The 15846-nt window shown below is 60.3% G+C and carries 20 protein-coding genes; 12 read left to right on the top strand and 8 right to left on the bottom strand.

What is annotated here, in order from left to right; translation table 11 throughout:
* Positions 1–531, bottom strand: a complete 531-nt coding sequence (gene rraA / locus ACNAZA_RS12000; RefSeq protein WP_415796807.1) for a ribonuclease E activity regulator RraA — start codon at positions 529–531, stop codon at positions 1–3.
* Between the two features lie 174 nt (positions 532–705).
* Positions 706–966, bottom strand: a complete 261-nt coding sequence (locus ACNAZA_RS11995; RefSeq protein WP_162989456.1) for a hypothetical protein — start codon at positions 964–966, stop codon at positions 706–708.
* On the opposite strand from ACNAZA_RS11995, the gene ACNAZA_RS11990 reads away from it, so the two are divergent.
* A complete protein-coding gene (locus ACNAZA_RS11990; protein ID WP_120967131.1) occupies positions 890–1192 on the top strand; it encodes an SWIB/MDM2 domain-containing protein in 303 nt (100 codons plus the stop codon). The two genes, ACNAZA_RS11995 and ACNAZA_RS11990, sit on opposite strands and share 77 nt — an antisense overlap.
* A gap of 94 nt (positions 1193–1286) precedes the next feature.
* Here the strand turns inward: ACNAZA_RS11990 and ACNAZA_RS11985 are convergent, their stop codons facing one another.
* The 5 genes from ACNAZA_RS11985 to ACNAZA_RS11965 form a co-directional block, all read right to left on the bottom strand.
* Positions 1287–2678: a sulfite reductase subunit alpha gene (locus ACNAZA_RS11985; protein ID WP_415796806.1), complete on the bottom strand. Its 1392-nt coding sequence runs from the start codon at positions 2676–2678 to the stop codon at positions 1287–1289.
* Positions 2675–3790: an FAD:protein FMN transferase gene (locus ACNAZA_RS11980; protein ID WP_415796805.1), complete on the bottom strand. Its 1116-nt coding sequence runs from the start codon at positions 3788–3790 to the stop codon at positions 2675–2677. The genes ACNAZA_RS11985 and ACNAZA_RS11980 overlap by 4 nt, the downstream gene beginning before the upstream one ends.
* A gap of 108 nt (positions 3791–3898) precedes the next feature.
* Entirely contained in the window at positions 3899–4699 is an 801-nt protein-coding gene (locus tag ACNAZA_RS11975; protein ID WP_415796804.1) for a DUF4198 domain-containing protein, read from the bottom strand.
* 62 nt (positions 4700–4761) lie between these two features.
* Positions 4762–5289, bottom strand: a complete 528-nt coding sequence (locus ACNAZA_RS11970) for a DUF2271 domain-containing protein (RefSeq protein ID WP_120970865.1) — start codon at positions 5287–5289, stop codon at positions 4762–4764.
* Between the two features lie 69 nt (positions 5290–5358).
* On the bottom strand, positions 5359–6012 hold the full coding sequence (locus ACNAZA_RS11965; RefSeq protein ID WP_415796803.1) for a PepSY-associated TM helix domain-containing protein: 654 nt from the start codon (positions 6010–6012) through the stop codon (positions 5359–5361).
* A gap of 412 nt (positions 6013–6424) precedes the next feature.
* On the opposite strand from ACNAZA_RS11965, the gene ACNAZA_RS11960 reads away from it, so the two are divergent.
* The 9 genes from ACNAZA_RS11960 (at position 6425) to hemP (ending at position 13789) form a co-directional block, all read left to right on the top strand.
* The gene (locus ACNAZA_RS11960; protein WP_415796802.1) at positions 6425–8683 is read left to right on the top strand and encodes a TonB-dependent receptor; all 2259 of its coding nucleotides are present in this window, start codon (positions 6425–6427) and stop codon (positions 8681–8683) included.
* A gap of 125 nt (positions 8684–8808) precedes the next feature.
* Positions 8809–9504: a Fe2+-dependent dioxygenase gene (locus tag ACNAZA_RS11955; RefSeq protein WP_415796801.1), complete on the top strand. Its 696-nt coding sequence runs from the start codon at positions 8809–8811 to the stop codon at positions 9502–9504.
* 43 nt (positions 9505–9547) lie between these two features.
* Positions 9548–10699: an alpha-hydroxy acid oxidase gene (locus tag ACNAZA_RS11950; protein WP_415796800.1), complete on the top strand. Its 1152-nt coding sequence runs from the start codon at positions 9548–9550 to the stop codon at positions 10697–10699.
* 146 nt (positions 10700–10845) lie between these two features.
* On the top strand, positions 10846–11139 hold the full coding sequence (locus tag ACNAZA_RS11945) for a (2Fe-2S)-binding protein (protein ID WP_120967123.1): 294 nt from the start codon (positions 10846–10848) through the stop codon (positions 11137–11139).
* Between the two features lie 153 nt (positions 11140–11292).
* Entirely contained in the window at positions 11293–12018 is a 726-nt protein-coding gene (locus ACNAZA_RS11940) for an energy transducer TonB (RefSeq protein WP_415796799.1), read from the top strand.
* Between the two features lie 23 nt (positions 12019–12041).
* Positions 12042–12764 (top strand): MotA/TolQ/ExbB proton channel family protein, encoded by a 723-nt coding sequence (locus ACNAZA_RS11935; protein WP_415796798.1) that lies wholly within the window; start codon positions 12042–12044, stop codon positions 12762–12764.
* Positions 12765–12767: 3 nt separating this feature from the next.
* The gene (locus ACNAZA_RS11930; protein ID WP_415796797.1) at positions 12768–13184 is read left to right on the top strand and encodes an ExbD/TolR family protein; all 417 of its coding nucleotides are present in this window, start codon (positions 12768–12770) and stop codon (positions 13182–13184) included.
* A gap of 158 nt (positions 13185–13342) precedes the next feature.
* Positions 13343–13546, top strand: a complete 204-nt coding sequence (locus tag ACNAZA_RS11925) for a hypothetical protein (protein WP_415796796.1) — start codon at positions 13343–13345, stop codon at positions 13544–13546.
* A gap of 87 nt (positions 13547–13633) precedes the next feature.
* Entirely contained in the window at positions 13634–13789 is a 156-nt protein-coding gene (gene hemP / locus ACNAZA_RS11920) for a hemin uptake protein HemP (RefSeq protein ID WP_415796870.1), read from the top strand.
* A 237-nt stretch (positions 13790–14026) separates the two neighbouring features.
* On the opposite strand, the gene ACNAZA_RS11915 is transcribed toward hemP, so the two are convergent.
* Positions 14027–14434, bottom strand: coding sequence for a GlcG/HbpS family heme-binding protein (locus ACNAZA_RS11915; protein WP_415796795.1), 408 nt, complete (start codon positions 14432–14434; stop codon positions 14027–14029).
* A gap of 191 nt (positions 14435–14625) precedes the next feature.
* On the opposite strand from ACNAZA_RS11915, the gene ACNAZA_RS11910 reads away from it, so the two are divergent.
* Positions 14626–15318, top strand: coding sequence for a Bax inhibitor-1/YccA family protein (locus tag ACNAZA_RS11910; protein WP_415796794.1), 693 nt, complete (start codon positions 14626–14628; stop codon positions 15316–15318).
* A gap of 92 nt (positions 15319–15410) precedes the next feature.
* Positions 15411–15770 carry a hypothetical protein gene (locus ACNAZA_RS11905; protein WP_415796793.1) on the top strand — a complete coding sequence of 120 codons (360 nt, stop codon included), beginning with the start codon at positions 15411–15413 and terminating at the stop codon, positions 15768–15770.
* Positions 15771–15846: the final 76 nt, after the last annotated feature.

Genomic DNA, 15846 nt, shown 5'->3' with positions numbered 1-15846 from the left:
TTAACCCAGCAGATTGCGGTCTGCCACCACCACGCCATCTTCATCGGCATACAGCCAGTCGCCAGGGCGTACCGGGCAGCCTGCAATCTGAACGACCACATCGCGCAAGCCCTGGTTTTGCTTGACGGTGGGCATGGGCTGAAGTGCCAGCGCCAGCAGACCCACAGGCGTGGCATTGAGCTCGGCCACATCCCGCACACAACCATAGACCAGCACGCCGGACCAGCCGTTTTTCGCGGCCGAGGCCGCCACATTGCCGCCCACCAGCGCGCGCCGAAGCGAGCCACCGCCATCTACCACCAGCACACCCCCATTGCCGGGCTCTGCCAGCGCGGCGCGCACCAGGCTGTTGTCGTCCAGGCACTGCACCGTGCTGACTTGGCCGCCAAAACGCGCTACGGCACCAAAGTGGCGAAACACGGCTGGCAGCACGCGAAACCGCCCACTATCGTCCGTCAGATAGGCATCGCAAAAGTCGCAGGTGCTGAAGGCCTGCTGGCCCGTGGCGGCCGACTGTAGAGAATCGCTCATACCTCTCTCCCCAAATTTCGTTGTACCCATAGCACTACACCGCATGCAAAGCGGCAGCACATCTTGCCTGAATCCAGACCCCCATCGCCTCGCCGCCATCACCGTCAGAGCCGGCCTTCACGCTGTTTCGCCCTCTTGGCAGAAGTAGTCAGCCACCTGCGAAAAACCGGTTTTTCACCCCGACGCCCCGGACAAACCCGCAAAAACTTGCCCATACTGGCCTTGGAACAACAAATCGAGGCAAAAAAACCCATTCTCAGCTTGGAAGAGCGTTTTTTTGCCATTAGCATCACCGTGCCAGTGGATAGCAGCTGTCTTTCGCTGGTACAGAATCCACTCCCAATTAGGAATAAGCAACATGGCAACTGCAAAGAAGGCAACGGCTGCACCCGCAGCAGCACCCGCAAAGAAGCGCACTCCCAACGCAGCCTTCATGAAACCCCTGACTCCCAGCCCTGCTCTGGCTGCCGTGGTGGGCGCTGCTCCCCTGCCCCGCACCGAAATCATCAGCAAGCTGTGGGTCTACATCAAGGCCAACAAGCTGCAAGACGCTGCCAACAAGCGCATGATCAACGCCGACGCCAAGCTCAAGGAAGTGTTCGGCAAGCCCCAAGTCTCGATGTTCGAGATGGCCGGCCTGATCGGCAAACACGTCAAGTAAGCTGACGCTGGAGCAGAGCCCGCAGGCGCTGTCCCATAAAAAAACCGGCACATGTGCCGGTTTTTTGTTTTTCCGCGCCGCAGCAAGGCGGTCTTCAGTACACGTCCCGGCAATAGCGGCGCTGTAGTTGCATATGCTGCAGCGTCTCGGCCCCCAGCAGGCGCTCCAGTGCCTCGTGCACGCCCTGGCCCATGCCCTTCAAACTGCCGCACACATAAATCGCTGCCCCACGTGCCACCCACGACTGGAGCAATGCCCCCTGCTCGCGCAACACATCCTGCACATAGCGCCGCTGAACCGGATGACGCGACCAGGCGCAATCGAGGCGCTCCAGCTGGCCGTGCTTGTGCCACTGCTGCAGCTGCCCATTGAAGATGGCATCGTGTTCGGGGCTGCGTTCGCCAAAAACCAGCCATTGATCGCAGCGCCCGGCTTCCACTCTGGCCTTGATATGACTGAGCAGGCCGGCCAACCCCGAGCCGTTGCCGATCAGAATCAGCGGCCGCTCGGCGTTTTCACCCAGACGGAATGCCGCGTGCTCACGCAGCGTGAGCTCCAGACTGTCCCCCAGAGCCAGGTTCTGGCACAGCCAGCCCGACGCCGCGCCCACCGAACCGTCTGCACGTGCGCTCAGCCGCACCATAAGCTGCAGACGCTGCTCGCTCACGATGGAGGCAATGGAATAGTCGCGCGGCTTGTCTGCCTGCGCCGGCGGCGCCAGCGAGACCAGATCGCCGGATTGCCATTGCGGCATCACGCCGGACACCGGCAGAAAATCCAGCAAATACAAAGGCCCGCCCTCGCTACCGGGGTTAAGCATGCTTCTGTTTTGCAGCCTGAACTGCTGGCTGACCGGCGGTTGCAGCCAATCGCGCGGCAAAGCCTGCACCGCAGAGCCGCCCCATTGGGCCGCCAGCTCGGCCACCTGCTGCTGCCACAGCTTGAGATCGCCGGCGTTCAAATTGTCGATGCAGCTGCACTGCACCTGGGCGCCGCCGGCCGCAAGCCAGTCCTGCACCGCCAGACCAAAGCTGCAAAACTGCTGGTATTCGCGATCACCCAGGGCCAGAACCTGGGCTTGATGCGCTTGCAAACCCGGCGCCGCAGGCAAAAGCTGGCGCACAAAGCCCAAGGCCTGATCGGGCGCATCGCCCTCACCCGTGGTGGAGAGCATCCACAAACTGCGCGGATACTGCTCCAGCGTGGCTGCCGAAAGTTGGCTGATGGACTGCAGGCTGACGCGAAAACCGCATTGCGTGAGCGTTCTGGCCGTGGCCCGGGCAATGCTTTCGGCCTGACCGGTCTGGCTGGCGAACACGACGAGAACGCTGGGGCCATCGCCTGCGCTCAAGGCCCCTTCCTGGGCCAGGGCTGCATTGCGCCGGCGCGTGGCACGTGCAATACCCCAGCACAAAGCTGCGTAGCCCAGGATCAAGGCTGCGGCCCAGGCCAGTCGCTGGGGGGTGAGAACCCAATCAAGACTCATGACTTAAAGCGCTTATTCCATGCAGAGCTCATGGCAGGATGCCTCTCTGCGGTTGTGGATGGGGCAGCACCATGCTCATACAGCACGGCCGCAATGCCGTGCTGCTCGGCAAATTCCAGGCCCTGCCGCGGGCCGAGCACGGTCAGCACCGTGGCCAGCGCATCGGCATGCATGCATTCGGGGTGAAACACCGTCACGCTGCTCAGGCCATGCTCTATGGGCTGGCCGGTGCGCGGATCCAGCGTGTGCGAATAGCGCTTGCCATCCACGCTGAAGTGATGCCAGAAGTCGCCCGAGGTGGCAAAGCTGCCGCTCTCCTCCAGGTCACTGGACAGCCCGACAATCAGCGGCGCATAGTCGTCGGTGGCCTGACCGCCCAGTTGCACCTGCCAGGGCTTACCGTCCGGCTTCGAGCCCCAGCTACGCAGCTCGCCACCAATTTCAAACATCCCGGCTTTCCAGCCACTGCCTTGCAGGCGCTGCACCACCCAGTCCACGGCAAAACCTTTGGCAATGCCGCAAAAATCCAGCACCAGCCCGCCTGGCTGCAGCAGAGGCTGACCGGCTTCCCAGTCAAGCCGCGTGTGACCGGAGCGGCGCAGCAGTTGCTCAATATCAGTTGCTACGGGTTTAGTAGCTGGATGCGCTTGACGACTATGGGCTACAGGCCCAAAACCCCATAAAGAGACCAAGGCACCCATGGTGGGGTCCATGGCGCCGCCCGACAAGCGTGCCCAGTGCAAAGCCGCCTGCAGCACCTGGGCAAATGACTCGGGCAGGTCAAAGCGGCTGCCCGCAGGCGCTGTGTTGAAGCGGGAGATCAGCGAATCCGGCTCCCAATTGCTCATCTGCGCAATGACGGCGCCGAGCACGCTTTGCACGCAGTCCTCCACGGGGCGTAAATCCAGGTAATCCGGATTGGGCAGGCGCAGCGACCAGGTGGTTCCCATGGTCTGGCCCGTCAATCGGTGCAGACTGGAGTCCTGCTGCCGCTGCATGGCCACGCGCCCCCAGCCACCGGCCGAGTAATTGGCGGCAGCGGCGCTTGTGGAAGCGGCCTTTGGCAGCGTCCAGATATGGGGCGCATAGCTTACGCGCGGAGTTTGACTCATGGGGACTGCAAATACGGAGTGCAAAAACCAGAGGCGCTCGGGTGAGCGCCTGTTTGGAGTTCCGTGCAGCATGGGCCATGCGCCCAGGCTGCACCGTTGCCCTCTAAATTAAGGCAACACTTCCAGGGTCGCGACATAAGCCAGATGGCGTTCCTTGGCCTGGGGAACGCTGGTCTTGCTGTCCTTGCTGTCGGCGCTCAGCCAGTACAGACCGGGACGGGGGAACTTGACCTTGAGCACGCCTTGTGCGTCGGTCTTGAGCTTGAGCGCATTCACGCCATCGCGGTAGCGAATGCCGTCGGCCACCAGTTCAACTTCCAGATCGGCCGCAGGCTTGCCGTCGAGCAGGAAGGCAAAGCGGGCTTCTTCGGTGCTCACCAGATCATTGGGATGGGTCACGGGCTTGAGCTCCAGACCCTTGCCGGTCACGGCCACGGTCGAAGGCTTGCCCACGGACACAAAAGTCTCCATGCGGCGCACGTTCTCGGTAATGCGCACATCCTTGGCATCGGCCGGAATCTGCTTGAGGATTTCCTCGGCGGTGCCGCGCAGGCGCTTGGGCTGGCCGCTAGCATCCTTGTAGCCACCCATCACGCCGTTCATCAGCATGGTGACGCGGTAGGTGCCGGTCTTTTCGGCCTTGAAGTCAAACACGCTGCGCAGCTCGCCCTTGGCGACGTTCTTCATTTCAACGGCGGAGCCGTCGGGTGCGGAGACGGCCACACTCTCCAGCCCCAGCGGGCGGTGATTGAAGAAGAACACATCGTTGGACACGGCGGCATCGATGGTCACCCAATCGGCCTTGGAGAGAACCGTGCTCGATGGCTTGAACCACAGGTCATGCGCCTGCGAAGACATGGCGGCCAGAGCCAGTGTTGCGGCAAGAATCGCGTGCTTTTTGAACATCATTGATAGTCCCTTGAAGACTGGTTGGAATCGGTTAGCGGAAAACGTAGAACGGGATACCGGGATCAGGGCTTGATATCGAGCTTGATCAAGCCCAGTTCCGTGCTGCCCTTGGCAGACAGATTGGTCGCAGCCTTGGCCGGCCATTCAAAGGGAATGGATACCAGTTCGCGCCCGCCCACTTCACGGGCAGCTTCCACCATCAGCTTGTATTGGCCGGGCGCCAGCTTGGGCAGCGGGTTCTTGCCTTCGGCGAACGACAGAGCGTGCGCGCCTGCTGGCTTGGTCGCCTGGGTCACGCCATCGACGGGCATGGTCAGCTCACGGCCGGTGCGGCGCCACCACTGACGCATGTCCTTAAGCCACTTCGTGCCCTCGGCATTGCGCATCTTGGCGTCATACCAGACGGACAGATTGGCTGCCACACCGCCATCGGCATTTTCCAGCCACACGGCGACATAAGGCTTGTGGTATTCGGCCACCTGCAACTGGGGCACCGTGACCGTCACGCTCAGGTCGGCCGCCAGGGCCGCTGCGGGCAAACCGGCCACGGCAGCCAGCGCCGCCGAATATTGATAAATCTTGCTTGCCATGTCATTTCCTTCAACAAAAATCACCATCCGGGCAGCGCGCTCAGGCCCGGCCTCGCCGATTCAGAGCATTCAATGGATCAGCAGCAAGGCCAGCAGGGCCGGAATCACCAGACCCAGTCCAACCATGGGCCAGGTCAGCGGGCGACGCTCGGAATGCATCTTCAGGATCAGCAGGCCCGTGATGCAAAACACCAGGCAGCCCACTGCAAACACATCGAGAAACAGACTCCAGGCCGAGCCGGTGTTGCGCCCCTTGTGCAAATCATTGATATAGGAGATCCAGCCCCGGTCGGTGCTCTCGTATTCGAGAGCACCATCCTTGAGGTCCACCCGCAGCCAGGCATCGCCACCGGGACGCGGCATGGGCACATAGGCCTCATCCTCGCTCCACTCCACCTCGTGCTGACCCATGCTGAGTTTCATCTCCTCGCCCAGCCAATGCTTGACGGCATCGGGCAGCGGCACCGAAGTCTTGTCATCCTTGGCGGCACTGCCTTGCTGCTGCGCGGCCTTGAGCACATCAAGCAAAGGAGCGGGCAGCTGGCCCTCGCGGGACTCGACGCGCGGCTTGCTCTCGATCTGGCCTGCATGGTTGAGCGTGATGCCGGTAAAGGCAAAAAGCAGCATGCCTATCAAGCAGATGGCGGAACTGATCCAGTGCCACTCATGCAGTTTTTTAAGCCAATACGCTCTTTGCGGAGCGCTGGAGGAAGCCGCCTTCATTGCAAACCTTTGATGGGAAGAGCCGCAGCGATGACTTCGCGGCCCTAAATCTGTCATTTCATGGCAAACAGCCTTCAAGCGCATATGCATCATGCGCAAGCTGCTTTCACTTCCATAGCAAGCCAGATGCAAGGCCCGAGCTCACCGAAAGCAGCAAGCATTCTAGTGGCGACGGGAAGACGACACAATTCAAATGCATATCACTTTCATTTACTTTACCTGTGAGACACACACCGGCCTGGATGGAGTAAGCAAAGACCTACATGCCCACAGGCATGCTTCACTGTTGCCCCGACACTACATAACGTGTGAAACACAACTCTGTTTTGTCAATGGAATCAAGAATTATTATCAATAGCATCTAGAATTCGATCGCGAATTTCGATTGCTTCGCCCCACTACTTGTAAAAACATGCAAACAAACAAGACAACTCCCATGGATTCCCGCGGCCGTCGCTGCGAACTGCGCCAGATCGTCATCGCCGTCGGCCTGGGCTTGGTGGCCGGCCATGCCATGGCTCAGCAGGAAACCACACTCTCCACCGTGAACGTGGAAGCTGCAGCAGACAGCGGCTTCAAGACCGAAGCCAGCACGCAAGGCAAGTTCACCGCTCCTTTGCTGGACACGCCCAAGACCGTTCAGGTGATCAGCGAAGATCTGATCAAGCAAACCGGTGCCACCAGCCTGCAGGACGCGCTGCGCTCCACCCCCGGCATCACTTTCGGTAACGGCGAAGGCGGCAACCCCTCCGGCGATCAGCCCTTTATCCGCGGCATGGACGCCCAGTCCAGCACTTTTGTGGACGGCATGCGTGACATCGCCGCCGGCACCCGCGAAGTGTTCAACGTCGAATCCGTGGAAGTCATCAAGGGCGCTGACTCGGCCTACGCCGGTCGCGGCGGCGCTGGCGGCTCCATCAACATTGCCACCAAGAAGGCCAAGAACGAGAACTTCATCTCTGGCGATGTGGGCCTGGGCACCGACAACTATCTGCGCGGCACGCTGGACATCAACCGCAAGATCAACGACACCACCGCCTTCCGCCTGAACGCCATGGGCCACAGCGCCGATGTTCCCGGTCGCAACGGCCCGGACAACAAGCGCTGGGGTATTGCTCCCACCGTGACCTTCGGCATGGGCACGCCCACCGAAGTGAGCCTGTCCTGGCAGCATCTGCAGACCGACAACACGCCCGATGGCGGCGTGCCATATCTGTACAGCAATGCTGCCATGGTCAAGCTGCCCGGCGGCTCTACCGTGCGCCCCACCTATGGCAATGACCGCGCCAACTGGTATGGCCTGAACAACCGTGACTTCGAAAAAGAAAAAAGCGATCTGTTCACCGCCTCGGTCACGCACAAGTTCACCGACACCAACAAGATCCGCAACAGCCTGCGCTACAGCAAGACCAAGCAGGACTATGTCTGGACCCAGCCTGACGACTCCAAGGGCAATGCCATCAACGGCTATGTCTGGCGCCGCGGCAACGCGCGCGTGTCCGACACCACGACACTGCAGAACGTGACCGAGTTCACCGGCAAGGAACAAACCGGCTCTATCGGTCACAGCTATGCCTTTGGCCTGGAACTGTCCAAGGAAAAGTCCGATGTGCGCTCCAGCGCCATTCAGAGCGGCGGCACCTGCACCTCGGTGCTCGATCCCTGGTGCACCACGCTGAGCAACCCCAGCGGCGCCAACGCCCCCTGGAACTTTGCCTGGGCTCTGCCAGCACAATCCACCGTCAACAAAATCGACACCGTGGCCGTGTATGGCTTTGACACCCTGAAGCTCAATGAGCAGTGGCTGCTGAATGCCGGTCTGCGCGTGGATCACTACAAGCTCAACGCTTCCGGCCCTGCCGGCGGCCGTGCGCCCAACAACTACCCTGCGTACGACCTGACCCGCAGCGATACTCTGTTCAACTACCAGTTGGGCGTGGTCTACAAGCCAGCAACCAATGGCAGCATCTACGCCAATATCGGCACCTCTTCCCGCCCCGGCGGCTCCACGCTGGGCAACGGTAGCGAAGACTTGACCACCACCACGCAGACTCTGGCTGATCTGAAGCCCGAGAAGACCAAGTCCATCGAGCTGGGCACCAAGTGGGATCTGCTGAACAAGAAGCTGAACCTGACGGCAGCCGTCTTCCGCAATGAAGTGACCAATGTCCGCATCTCCGATGCGACCGGCACCTATATGGGCGGCAACAAGGAAGTCAACGGTCTGGAGCTGGGCTTCACCGGTCAGATTCTGTCCAACCTGAGCGTGTTCGGCGGCTACACCTTCATGGATAGCGAGCAAAAGAACATGGGCATCGGCAACGTGGCCAACGGCCGTCCCTTCGTCAACACACCCAAGCACAGCTTCAGCCTGTGGACCAGCTACAAGCCCATGGCCAAGCTGACCCTGGGCCTGGGCGTTTATGCACAAAGCAGCGTCAATGCAGCTTATGCGGTTTCCACCGTGGACGGCGGCATTGTGACCAAGGGTGCTGGCGGTTATGCCCGGTATGACGCCATGATGGCTTATCAGATCGATAAGAACCTGGCCTTCCAGCTCAACGTCTACAACCTGGGCAACAAGACTTATTACACCGGCGTGCGTTCGCCCCACTATGCCAACATGGGTGCAGGCCGCTCGGCCGTGGCTTCGCTCAAGTTCATGTACTGAGCCTGAGCCAGCGTCTGCACCGTTGATCTGGCGCAGACTGGCTTGACAGCCCCGTTGGCAGCTTCTGCCAGCGGGGCTTTTTACATGCACACTCCCATCTCGTCTTGCGAGGAAAATACTCCGCCATGATGCTCAAAATCCCTGCCCTTCTCTCTGCCGATGAGGTGCGCCAGTGCCGCCAGGCCCTGGAAGCCGCCGCTTGGCAAGATGGGCGCACCACGGCAGGCCATGTGGCGGCCCAGGTCAAAAGCAATCTGCAACTGCCGCTGGATAGCAAGATCGGCCAGCAGATAGGCGACCTGATTCTGGACAGATTGGGCCGCAACCCGTTGTTCATGTCGGCGGCGCTGCCGCTCAAGGTTCTGCCTCCACGCTTTAACCGCTATGAAGGCGGCGGCAAACAAGGCAATCATGGATACGGCAACCATATAGACAACGCTTTCTTCACCATCCCGGGCACGGCCATCAAGGTGCGCACGGATGTTTCCACCACGGTGTTTTTCAGCGAACCTGATGAATACGACGGTGGGGAGCTGGTGGTGGAGGACAGCTATGGCCAGCAGTCGGTCAAGCTGGCAGCCGGCGATGCCATCGTCTACCCCGGCATCAGCTTGCACCGGGTCAACCCTGTGACGCGCGGCACCCGCTATGCCTCGTTTTTCTGGACACACAGCCTGGTCAAATCCGACGAGCAGCGCAGCCTGCTGTTCGATCTGGACCAATCCATACAGCAACTAACCCAAGATCACCCTGGGCACACCCGCATCGCCTCGCTATCGGGCACTTATCACAAGCTGCTGCGCATGTGGTCCGAGGCCTGAGCCCCGGCGCCGTCATTGCCACCGCTCCAGAGATACTCTCATCATGACTTCAGCGCCCACCAACTGTCTCGACCAGCCCGTGCAAGCCCCGCTCAGCCGGATTCCGGCAGGCATCGCCTGCCTCGCAGACTACCGTCTGAGAGCGCAGTACCATGTCGAAGCCCAGGCCTGGGCACATATGGAAAGCGGTGCAGACCAGGGTTTGACGCTTGCGCACAATCGCGCGGCATTTGACGGCATTCGCTTGCGGCCCCAGCCCTTGGCCGATCTGTCGCAGGCGAGCATCCGGCAGACACTGCTGGGCCAGTTGCTGGAATGGCCTGTCATGCTGGCACCCGTGGCGTATCAGCGGCTGGCACACCCTGAGGGGGAGTTGGCCAGCGTTCGCGCCGCCATGGCCATGCATACCGGCATGATGGCCAGCACCTTGTCCAGCCATACCCTTGAGGACATCGCCCAGGCGGCCAGCAGCGCCTCGCAGGAGTTGGGGCGTACCGCCCCGCTGTGGTTTCAACTCTATAGCCAGCCGGACCCCGCTCATACCCTGGAGCTGATCGAGCGCGCCGAGCGCGCGGGCTATCAGGCCCTGGTCTGGACCATCGATGCCAGCATCAAGCGCTCCAGCTACCCGCTGCCTGCCGGCGTGGAGGCGGCCAATTTGCGCAACATGCCCCAGCATCGCCAAAGCGGCGATCTCATGAGCGAGCACATTCTGTTTGGCACGCCGCTGGCTGCCCAGGCACCAAGCTGGAAGGATTTGCAGTGGCTGCGCCAGCAAACCCGGCTGCCTCTGATCGTCAAAGGCATTCTGTCACCCGATGCCGCCCGCAAAGCGGCGGACCTGGGAGCCGATGCGGTGGTGGTCTCCAACCATGGCGGTCGCGTGCTTGATGGAGCCGTCGCCCCGATTGAAGTACTGCCGGAGCTGCGAACCGCCCTGGGGCCGCAGTTTCCGCTGCTGCTGGACAGCGGCGTACGCCTGGGAACCGACGTCTTCAAAGCCCTGGCCCTGGGTGCCAATGCCGTGCTGGTCGGCCGCCCACAGCTGCACGCACTGGCCGTGGCTGGCATGCTGGGGGTGGCCCATATGCTGCACCTGCTGCGGGCGGAGCTGGAGCTGAGCATGGCTCAGATGGGCTGCGCCACACTGGAGCAAATCACGCCAGACCACCTGCATCTGACGCTCTCAAAATAAGAGCAAATTTCCTCCGGTCTTAGCTCAAATCACAGGTTGCTCAGCAGGCATTCCCACACCTGCCTTATGGATGCATTGCAAATGCGACGGATTCTCATTTATAATCTCGCTATCGTATCAATAGCCAGCCACAACTGTTTGCAGCCATGATCGTCTGTGTATGCCGCCGGGTTTCGGACCGAGAAATAGCACGCCACGCGCATGCGGGTATGAGCTTTGATGAAATCCAGTTTGAATTGGGCGTTGCCATGCAATGCGGCCAGTGTGAAAGCTGCGCCCGCGATGTGGTGGCACAGTGCTGCGCCAGCCATCCCGTGGCAGCGATTCACAACGAAGCGCATGCCAGCGCACCACAGCAGACGGTTCAGCTTGCCGCCAACATATTGGAAAGCAAAGCATGGCATACCTCAGCGTCTTCTCAGCCCTTGTCGGCAGCCTGATTCTTGTGATGGCCTGCACCTGGTGGATCTTGCATGATTGATGCTTTTGCCCTGCCAAGCCCAGTTTCATCCATTGCCTAGTCTTTTGCCGCACTGCCAACCAGCGCTCTTTGTTTTCTGAGCCAGCCCGCGCTGGTTGCTTCCTGCTCTTTTATGTCCCAGTCTGATCGTTTTACGCCTGTGGGCGGCACCAGCCGCAACATGGCGGTTGCCGGTGCGGTGGTTGTTGCCCACGCAGCGGCTTTGCTGGCCATGCAGCATGGTCTTGGCAAAGTCGCCATACCCGAGGTCGTCGTTCCCGCCACGGTGATTGCAGAGTTTGTGGCTGCAGCCGCGCCCGAACCCAAGCCGGCACCACCGCCTCCCCCTTCTCCTCCGGCACCGGCCCCCAAGCCCACGGTCAAGCCGCAGCCCAAGCCTGTGGAGAAGAAGGCCCCGCTGCCCAAGGCCATCAAGGACCCCACACCCTCGCCATCGGCGCCGCAAGGCTCTACCGATGATGCGCAGAACAAGCCGGACAAGTCACCGCCTGCGCCACCCGCGCCTCCGGCTCCACCTGCCCCGCCGGCGCCACCCGCACCTCCTGCCGCGCCCAAGATGGAATTGCCGTCGAGCAACGCAGCCTATCTGAACAACCCCGCACCGGCTTACCCCGCAGTGAGCAAGCGCATGGGTGAACAGGGCAAGGTGTTCTTGCGCGTCTATATCAACGAGCAGGGCCAGCCCGAGAAGATAGAAATCAAGCAGTCCAGCGGCTTCGAGCGACTGGACGAAGCGGCCATCAGCACCGTACAGCGCTGGAAATTCGTGCCAGGTAAGCGCAACGGCGTGGCCGAGCCCATGTGGCACGTGGTCCCCATCAATTTCGTTCTCAAATAATTTCAGCAGTTTCAGGAGTACCCATGGAATCCCAATTCGGCATTGCCCACGTCTGGACACAGGGTGACTTCGTCACGCGTGCTGTGGCCATCATCTTGCTCGCCATGTCAGTCGCATCGTGGCTGGTCATCGTCATCAAGGCGCTGGACCTTGTGAAGTTCAAGAAATTCGCCAATCGCTCGCAAGATTTCTGGCACAGCAGCGATCTGGCCTCCGGTCTTGAAAAACTGGGCAACGACAAGGTCAACCCCTTTTTGCACATGGTGCTGGAAGGCCGTGAAGCTACCGCCCACCACCGCAAGACCAGCGCCCACCTGCATGACACGCTGGACATCAGCGACTGGGTGACCCGCTGCCTGCGCAACGGCATCAGCGAATTCACGGCCCGTCTGCAATCGGGTCTGGCCATTCTGGCTTCCGTCGGCTCCACCGCTCCCTTCATCGGCCTGTTCGGCACCGTCTGGGGTATTTACCACGCGCTGGTAGCCATCGGCATGTCCGGCCAGTCCTCCATCGACAAGGTGGCAGGCCCCATCGGCGAAGCCCTGATCATGACCGCTCTGGGTCTGGCCGTGGCCATTCCCGCCGTGCTGGGCTACAACGCTCTGGTGCGCGGCAACAAGGGCATCTTGAATACCCTCAACAGCTTTGCCCACGACGTGCACGCTTACTTTGTGACCGGCACCCGCGTGACGGTGGACGGCCAGGGCTCCGGCAATGTGCTGCCCCTGAAGAAAGGCGCTTAAGCCATGTCATTCGGAACCATGGACGACGAGGGCGGCGATGAGGTGATGAACGAGATCAATATGACGCCTTTGGTGGACGTCATGCTGGTACTGCTCATCATCTTCATCATCACCGTCCCCGTGATGAAGCACTCGGTCAATGTGGATCTGCCGCGCGCCACCAATCAGCCCGAGGATGCCAAGCCAGCTACGGTGCAACTGGGCATCACCGCCGACGGCAAATACTCCTGGAACGGCCAGGACATCAGCGACGAAGCACTGGAAGCCAATCTGGCCACCGAAGCCGCCAAGGAACCGCAGCCCGATCTGCACATCCGCGGCGACAAGGAAGTGCGCTACGAACGCGTGGCCCAGGCCATGGCTGCAGCCCAGCGCGCCGGCGTGAAAAAAATCGGTTTTGTGACCGATCCCGCCAAATAAGCAGCAGGCACACAGGCCTTGATAGCAAGCCTGCCGGCTTGAGCGCATCAAGGCTTAGCCCACGAGAAACGGCCCATCGGGCCGTTTTTTCATGGGCGCACGCACATCATCTTCATCAAATCATGAGCATTCAGCGCCTGCCTTGAATGATTTCTGGCATGAATCCATACGGCATTCAAGCATCAATCAGCGCCATCTGCTTTTCTTTTGATAGCAAAAATCAGGGCTTTGCTTCACTGAAAACGCTCACTCCCTCTCATGCATTGCCGAAAGCATCGAGCTCAGCAAAAAAATATTGTGAAATGCGAGTCAATATCACTTGTTTTTTAATTGAGAATCGTTATCATTACATCAGTTTTTGATTTCAAGGAATTGACGGCATGTCTGCATCGTTTGTTGCGACCTCACAGCCCTACACACCCGCCGCAACGGGCAGCAATGCGGCCGCCATGGACAGTTCCGAGAGCTGTGCCAGCCTGGGCCTGCAGATGGGCGTCGACAGCGCCTTGCTGCTCAATGGCCAAAAAGCAGTCACCATCGTGCACAACGGCACGCCTTACCGCCTGCAGGCCACCAAACTTGGCAAGCTGATCCTGACCAAGTAAACCGTTTCATCGTGGGGCGACACCGCAAGTGTCGTTATTCGCCAGCCACAGAGTTCGCCGGATGCTTGCCCTCTCTTGCATCTGCAACTCATATAGCCAAGCGTTTTTTCTTCGCCCCCAAAGCTCAAAAACAAAACCCCTGCCGCTTATGCGCGCAGGGGTTTTGTTTTTGGCCTTCTAGCGGTCTTGCTGCCAGGCTGAAAGCCCGCAGCAAGACCGCATCCAGCACCAGGACGCTTACAGGCCCAGGGCGGCAATGCCGGCGCTGGCCACTTGTGCATCTTCATTGGCCTTCACGCCAGAGACGCCGACGGCACCCAGACATTGGCCGCTCTTCATGATGGCAACGCCACCTTCGAGCAAGCCGTCCACGGTGGGAGCGCTCAGGAAAGCGGTACGACCGTTGTTGATCATGTCTTCGAACGCCTTGGTGTCCTTGCGACCCAGAGCCGCAGAGCGTGCCTTGGCAGGAGCAATATGGGAAGAGATGGCGGCTGCGCCATCCAGGCGCTGCAACCACAGCAGGTGACCGCCGTCATCGACGATGGAAATCGTGACTGCCCAGTTGTTCTTCAGTGCTTCGGCCTCTGCGGCAGCGGCAATGGCTTTCACGTCGGCCAGTTCGAGTTCGTGCTTGGTCTTCATACAGGTACAAGGCTCCGTTGGATTATCGATATGGAGAGGATATTCTGTACCCACAAGACAAAAGTAGATGGAATATGCAAAACATTTCATCCTAAAACTGCCTGTTTCCCCCAGGGTATTGCAATGCAATCCGAGGGCCCCCACCTAGAATACGAAGTCTCAACTCACAATTCCTAAGGAGGAATGGCTACATGAATGAACAAGTCACCACACTGGGCACTGCGGGCTACGGTGTCTCGCAGCAGGAGCGCAATCGTGTATTGCGCAATACATACTGGCTGCTGGCACTCAGCCTCATACCCACCGTGCTGGGCGCTTGGCTGGGCGTGGCCACGGGACTGACTCGCTCGCTGACGGGCGGCGTCGGCCTGATCGTGTTCATGGTCGGTGCTTTCGGCTTCATGTTCGCCATTGAAAAGACCAAGAACAGTGCTGCGGGCGTGCCTGTACTGCTGGCCTTTACCTTCTTCATGGGCCTGATGCTGTCGCGCATGATCGGCATGATCCTGGGCTTTTCCAACGGCACGCAGCTGATCATGACGGCGTTTGCCGGCACTGCAGGCGTGTTCTTCGTGATGGCCATGCTGGCCACCGTCATCAAGCGTGACCTCTCGGGCATGGGCAAGTTCCTGTTCGTGGGTGCTCTGGTGCTGATGGTGGGCGCCATCATCAACGTGTTTGTGGGTTCCACCGCAGGCATGATGGCGATTTCCATGCTGGCAATCGGCATCTTCTCGGCCTATATGCTGTATGACCTCAAGCAGATCATCGACGGCGGCGAGACCAACTACATCAGCGCCACCCTGTCGCTGTACCTGGACATCTTCAACGTGTTCCAGAGCCTGCTGGCCCTGCTGGGCCTGATGGGCGGCGAACGCGACTAAACTGCGATCGCACCATGCAAAAAGGCTTCCTCGGAAGCCTTTTTGTTTTCAAGCCTTAATAGAACGCCGCAATTGCCGATAGTCTCTACAAGATGAAGCCAAACCACCTGCTCCGAGCCCTTGCCCTGCTGCTACCTGTGGCCGCATCGTTGATGCTGACAGGCTGCAAGATCGAAGACATTCCGGGCCTGGGACCGGACCCGCGCACGCTTGCGCGCGAGGCGGAGGCCAAGGCCGTGGGCGGCGGCTGCCGCCATGCCATGCGCGGGCTGGAGGACTGCTACGCCCTGAACCCCAAGGCCAGCAAGGCCCTGGTGTTTGCCGGCTGGAAGGACATGGACGAATACATGCGCAGCAACAAGATGGAAGGCGTGCCTTCCGTGCTGGGTCAGGCCGTGCCGGAAAAGCGCAGCGAAGAGGCAGAAGGCACGAGCAGCCGCAACCGCAGCTGATTGCGGCGCCCAGCGACCTCACCCCAAAACAAAAGCCGTGGCGCTCTCGCGTCCACGGCTTTTTGCGTTGATGGCA

Origin of the sequence: Comamonas aquatilis, from assembly GCF_965139575.1 — a bacterium.
GTDB lineage: Bacteria > Pseudomonadota > Gammaproteobacteria > Burkholderiales > Burkholderiaceae_C > Comamonas > Comamonas aquatilis.
Note: the sequence above shows the minus strand (reverse complement) of the source record. Positions and strands in the feature narration are given on the sequence as shown.

Excerpts from the sequence above, each read along its gene's own strand:
- rraA (WP_415796807.1), bottom strand. The coding sequence starts at position 531 with ATGAGCGATTCTCTACAGTCGGCCGCCACGGGCCAGCAGGCCTTCAGC.
- ACNAZA_RS11990 (WP_120967131.1), top strand. The coding sequence starts at position 890 with ATGGCAACTGCAAAGAAGGCAACGGCTGCACCCGCAGCAGCACCCGCA.
- ACNAZA_RS11995 (WP_162989456.1), bottom strand. The coding sequence starts at position 966 with ATGAAGGCTGCGTTGGGAGTGCGCTTCTTTGCGGGTGCTGCTGCGGGT.
- ACNAZA_RS11985 (WP_415796806.1), bottom strand. The coding sequence starts at position 2,678 with ATGAGTCTTGATTGGGTTCTCACCCCCCAGCGACTGGCCTGGGCCGCA.
- ACNAZA_RS11980 (WP_415796805.1), bottom strand. The coding sequence starts at position 3,790 with ATGAGTCAAACTCCGCGCGTAAGCTATGCGCCCCATATCTGGACGCTG.
- ACNAZA_RS11975 (WP_415796804.1), bottom strand. The coding sequence starts at position 4,699 with ATGATGTTCAAAAAGCACGCGATTCTTGCCGCAACACTGGCTCTGGCC.
- ACNAZA_RS11970 (WP_120970865.1), bottom strand. The coding sequence starts at position 5,289 with ATGGCAAGCAAGATTTATCAATATTCGGCGGCGCTGGCTGCCGTGGCC.
- ACNAZA_RS11965 (WP_415796803.1), bottom strand. The coding sequence starts at position 6,012 with ATGAAGGCGGCTTCCTCCAGCGCTCCGCAAAGAGCGTATTGGCTTAAA.
- ACNAZA_RS11960 (WP_415796802.1), top strand. The coding sequence starts at position 6,425 with ATGCAAACAAACAAGACAACTCCCATGGATTCCCGCGGCCGTCGCTGC.
- ACNAZA_RS11955 (WP_415796801.1), top strand. The coding sequence starts at position 8,809 with ATGATGCTCAAAATCCCTGCCCTTCTCTCTGCCGATGAGGTGCGCCAG.
- ACNAZA_RS11950 (WP_415796800.1), top strand. The coding sequence starts at position 9,548 with ATGACTTCAGCGCCCACCAACTGTCTCGACCAGCCCGTGCAAGCCCCG.
- ACNAZA_RS11945 (WP_120967123.1), top strand. The coding sequence starts at position 10,846 with ATGATCGTCTGTGTATGCCGCCGGGTTTCGGACCGAGAAATAGCACGC.
- ACNAZA_RS11940 (WP_415796799.1), top strand. The coding sequence starts at position 11,293 with ATGTCCCAGTCTGATCGTTTTACGCCTGTGGGCGGCACCAGCCGCAAC.
- ACNAZA_RS11935 (WP_415796798.1), top strand. The coding sequence starts at position 12,042 with ATGGAATCCCAATTCGGCATTGCCCACGTCTGGACACAGGGTGACTTC.
- ACNAZA_RS11930 (WP_415796797.1), top strand. The coding sequence starts at position 12,768 with ATGTCATTCGGAACCATGGACGACGAGGGCGGCGATGAGGTGATGAAC.
- ACNAZA_RS11925 (WP_415796796.1), top strand. The coding sequence starts at position 13,343 with ATGAATCCATACGGCATTCAAGCATCAATCAGCGCCATCTGCTTTTCT.
- hemP (WP_415796870.1), top strand. The coding sequence starts at position 13,634 with ATGGACAGTTCCGAGAGCTGTGCCAGCCTGGGCCTGCAGATGGGCGTC.
- ACNAZA_RS11915 (WP_415796795.1), bottom strand. The coding sequence starts at position 14,434 with ATGAAGACCAAGCACGAACTCGAACTGGCCGACGTGAAAGCCATTGCC.
- ACNAZA_RS11910 (WP_415796794.1), top strand. The coding sequence starts at position 14,626 with ATGAATGAACAAGTCACCACACTGGGCACTGCGGGCTACGGTGTCTCG.
- ACNAZA_RS11905 (WP_415796793.1), top strand. The coding sequence starts at position 15,411 with ATGAAGCCAAACCACCTGCTCCGAGCCCTTGCCCTGCTGCTACCTGTG.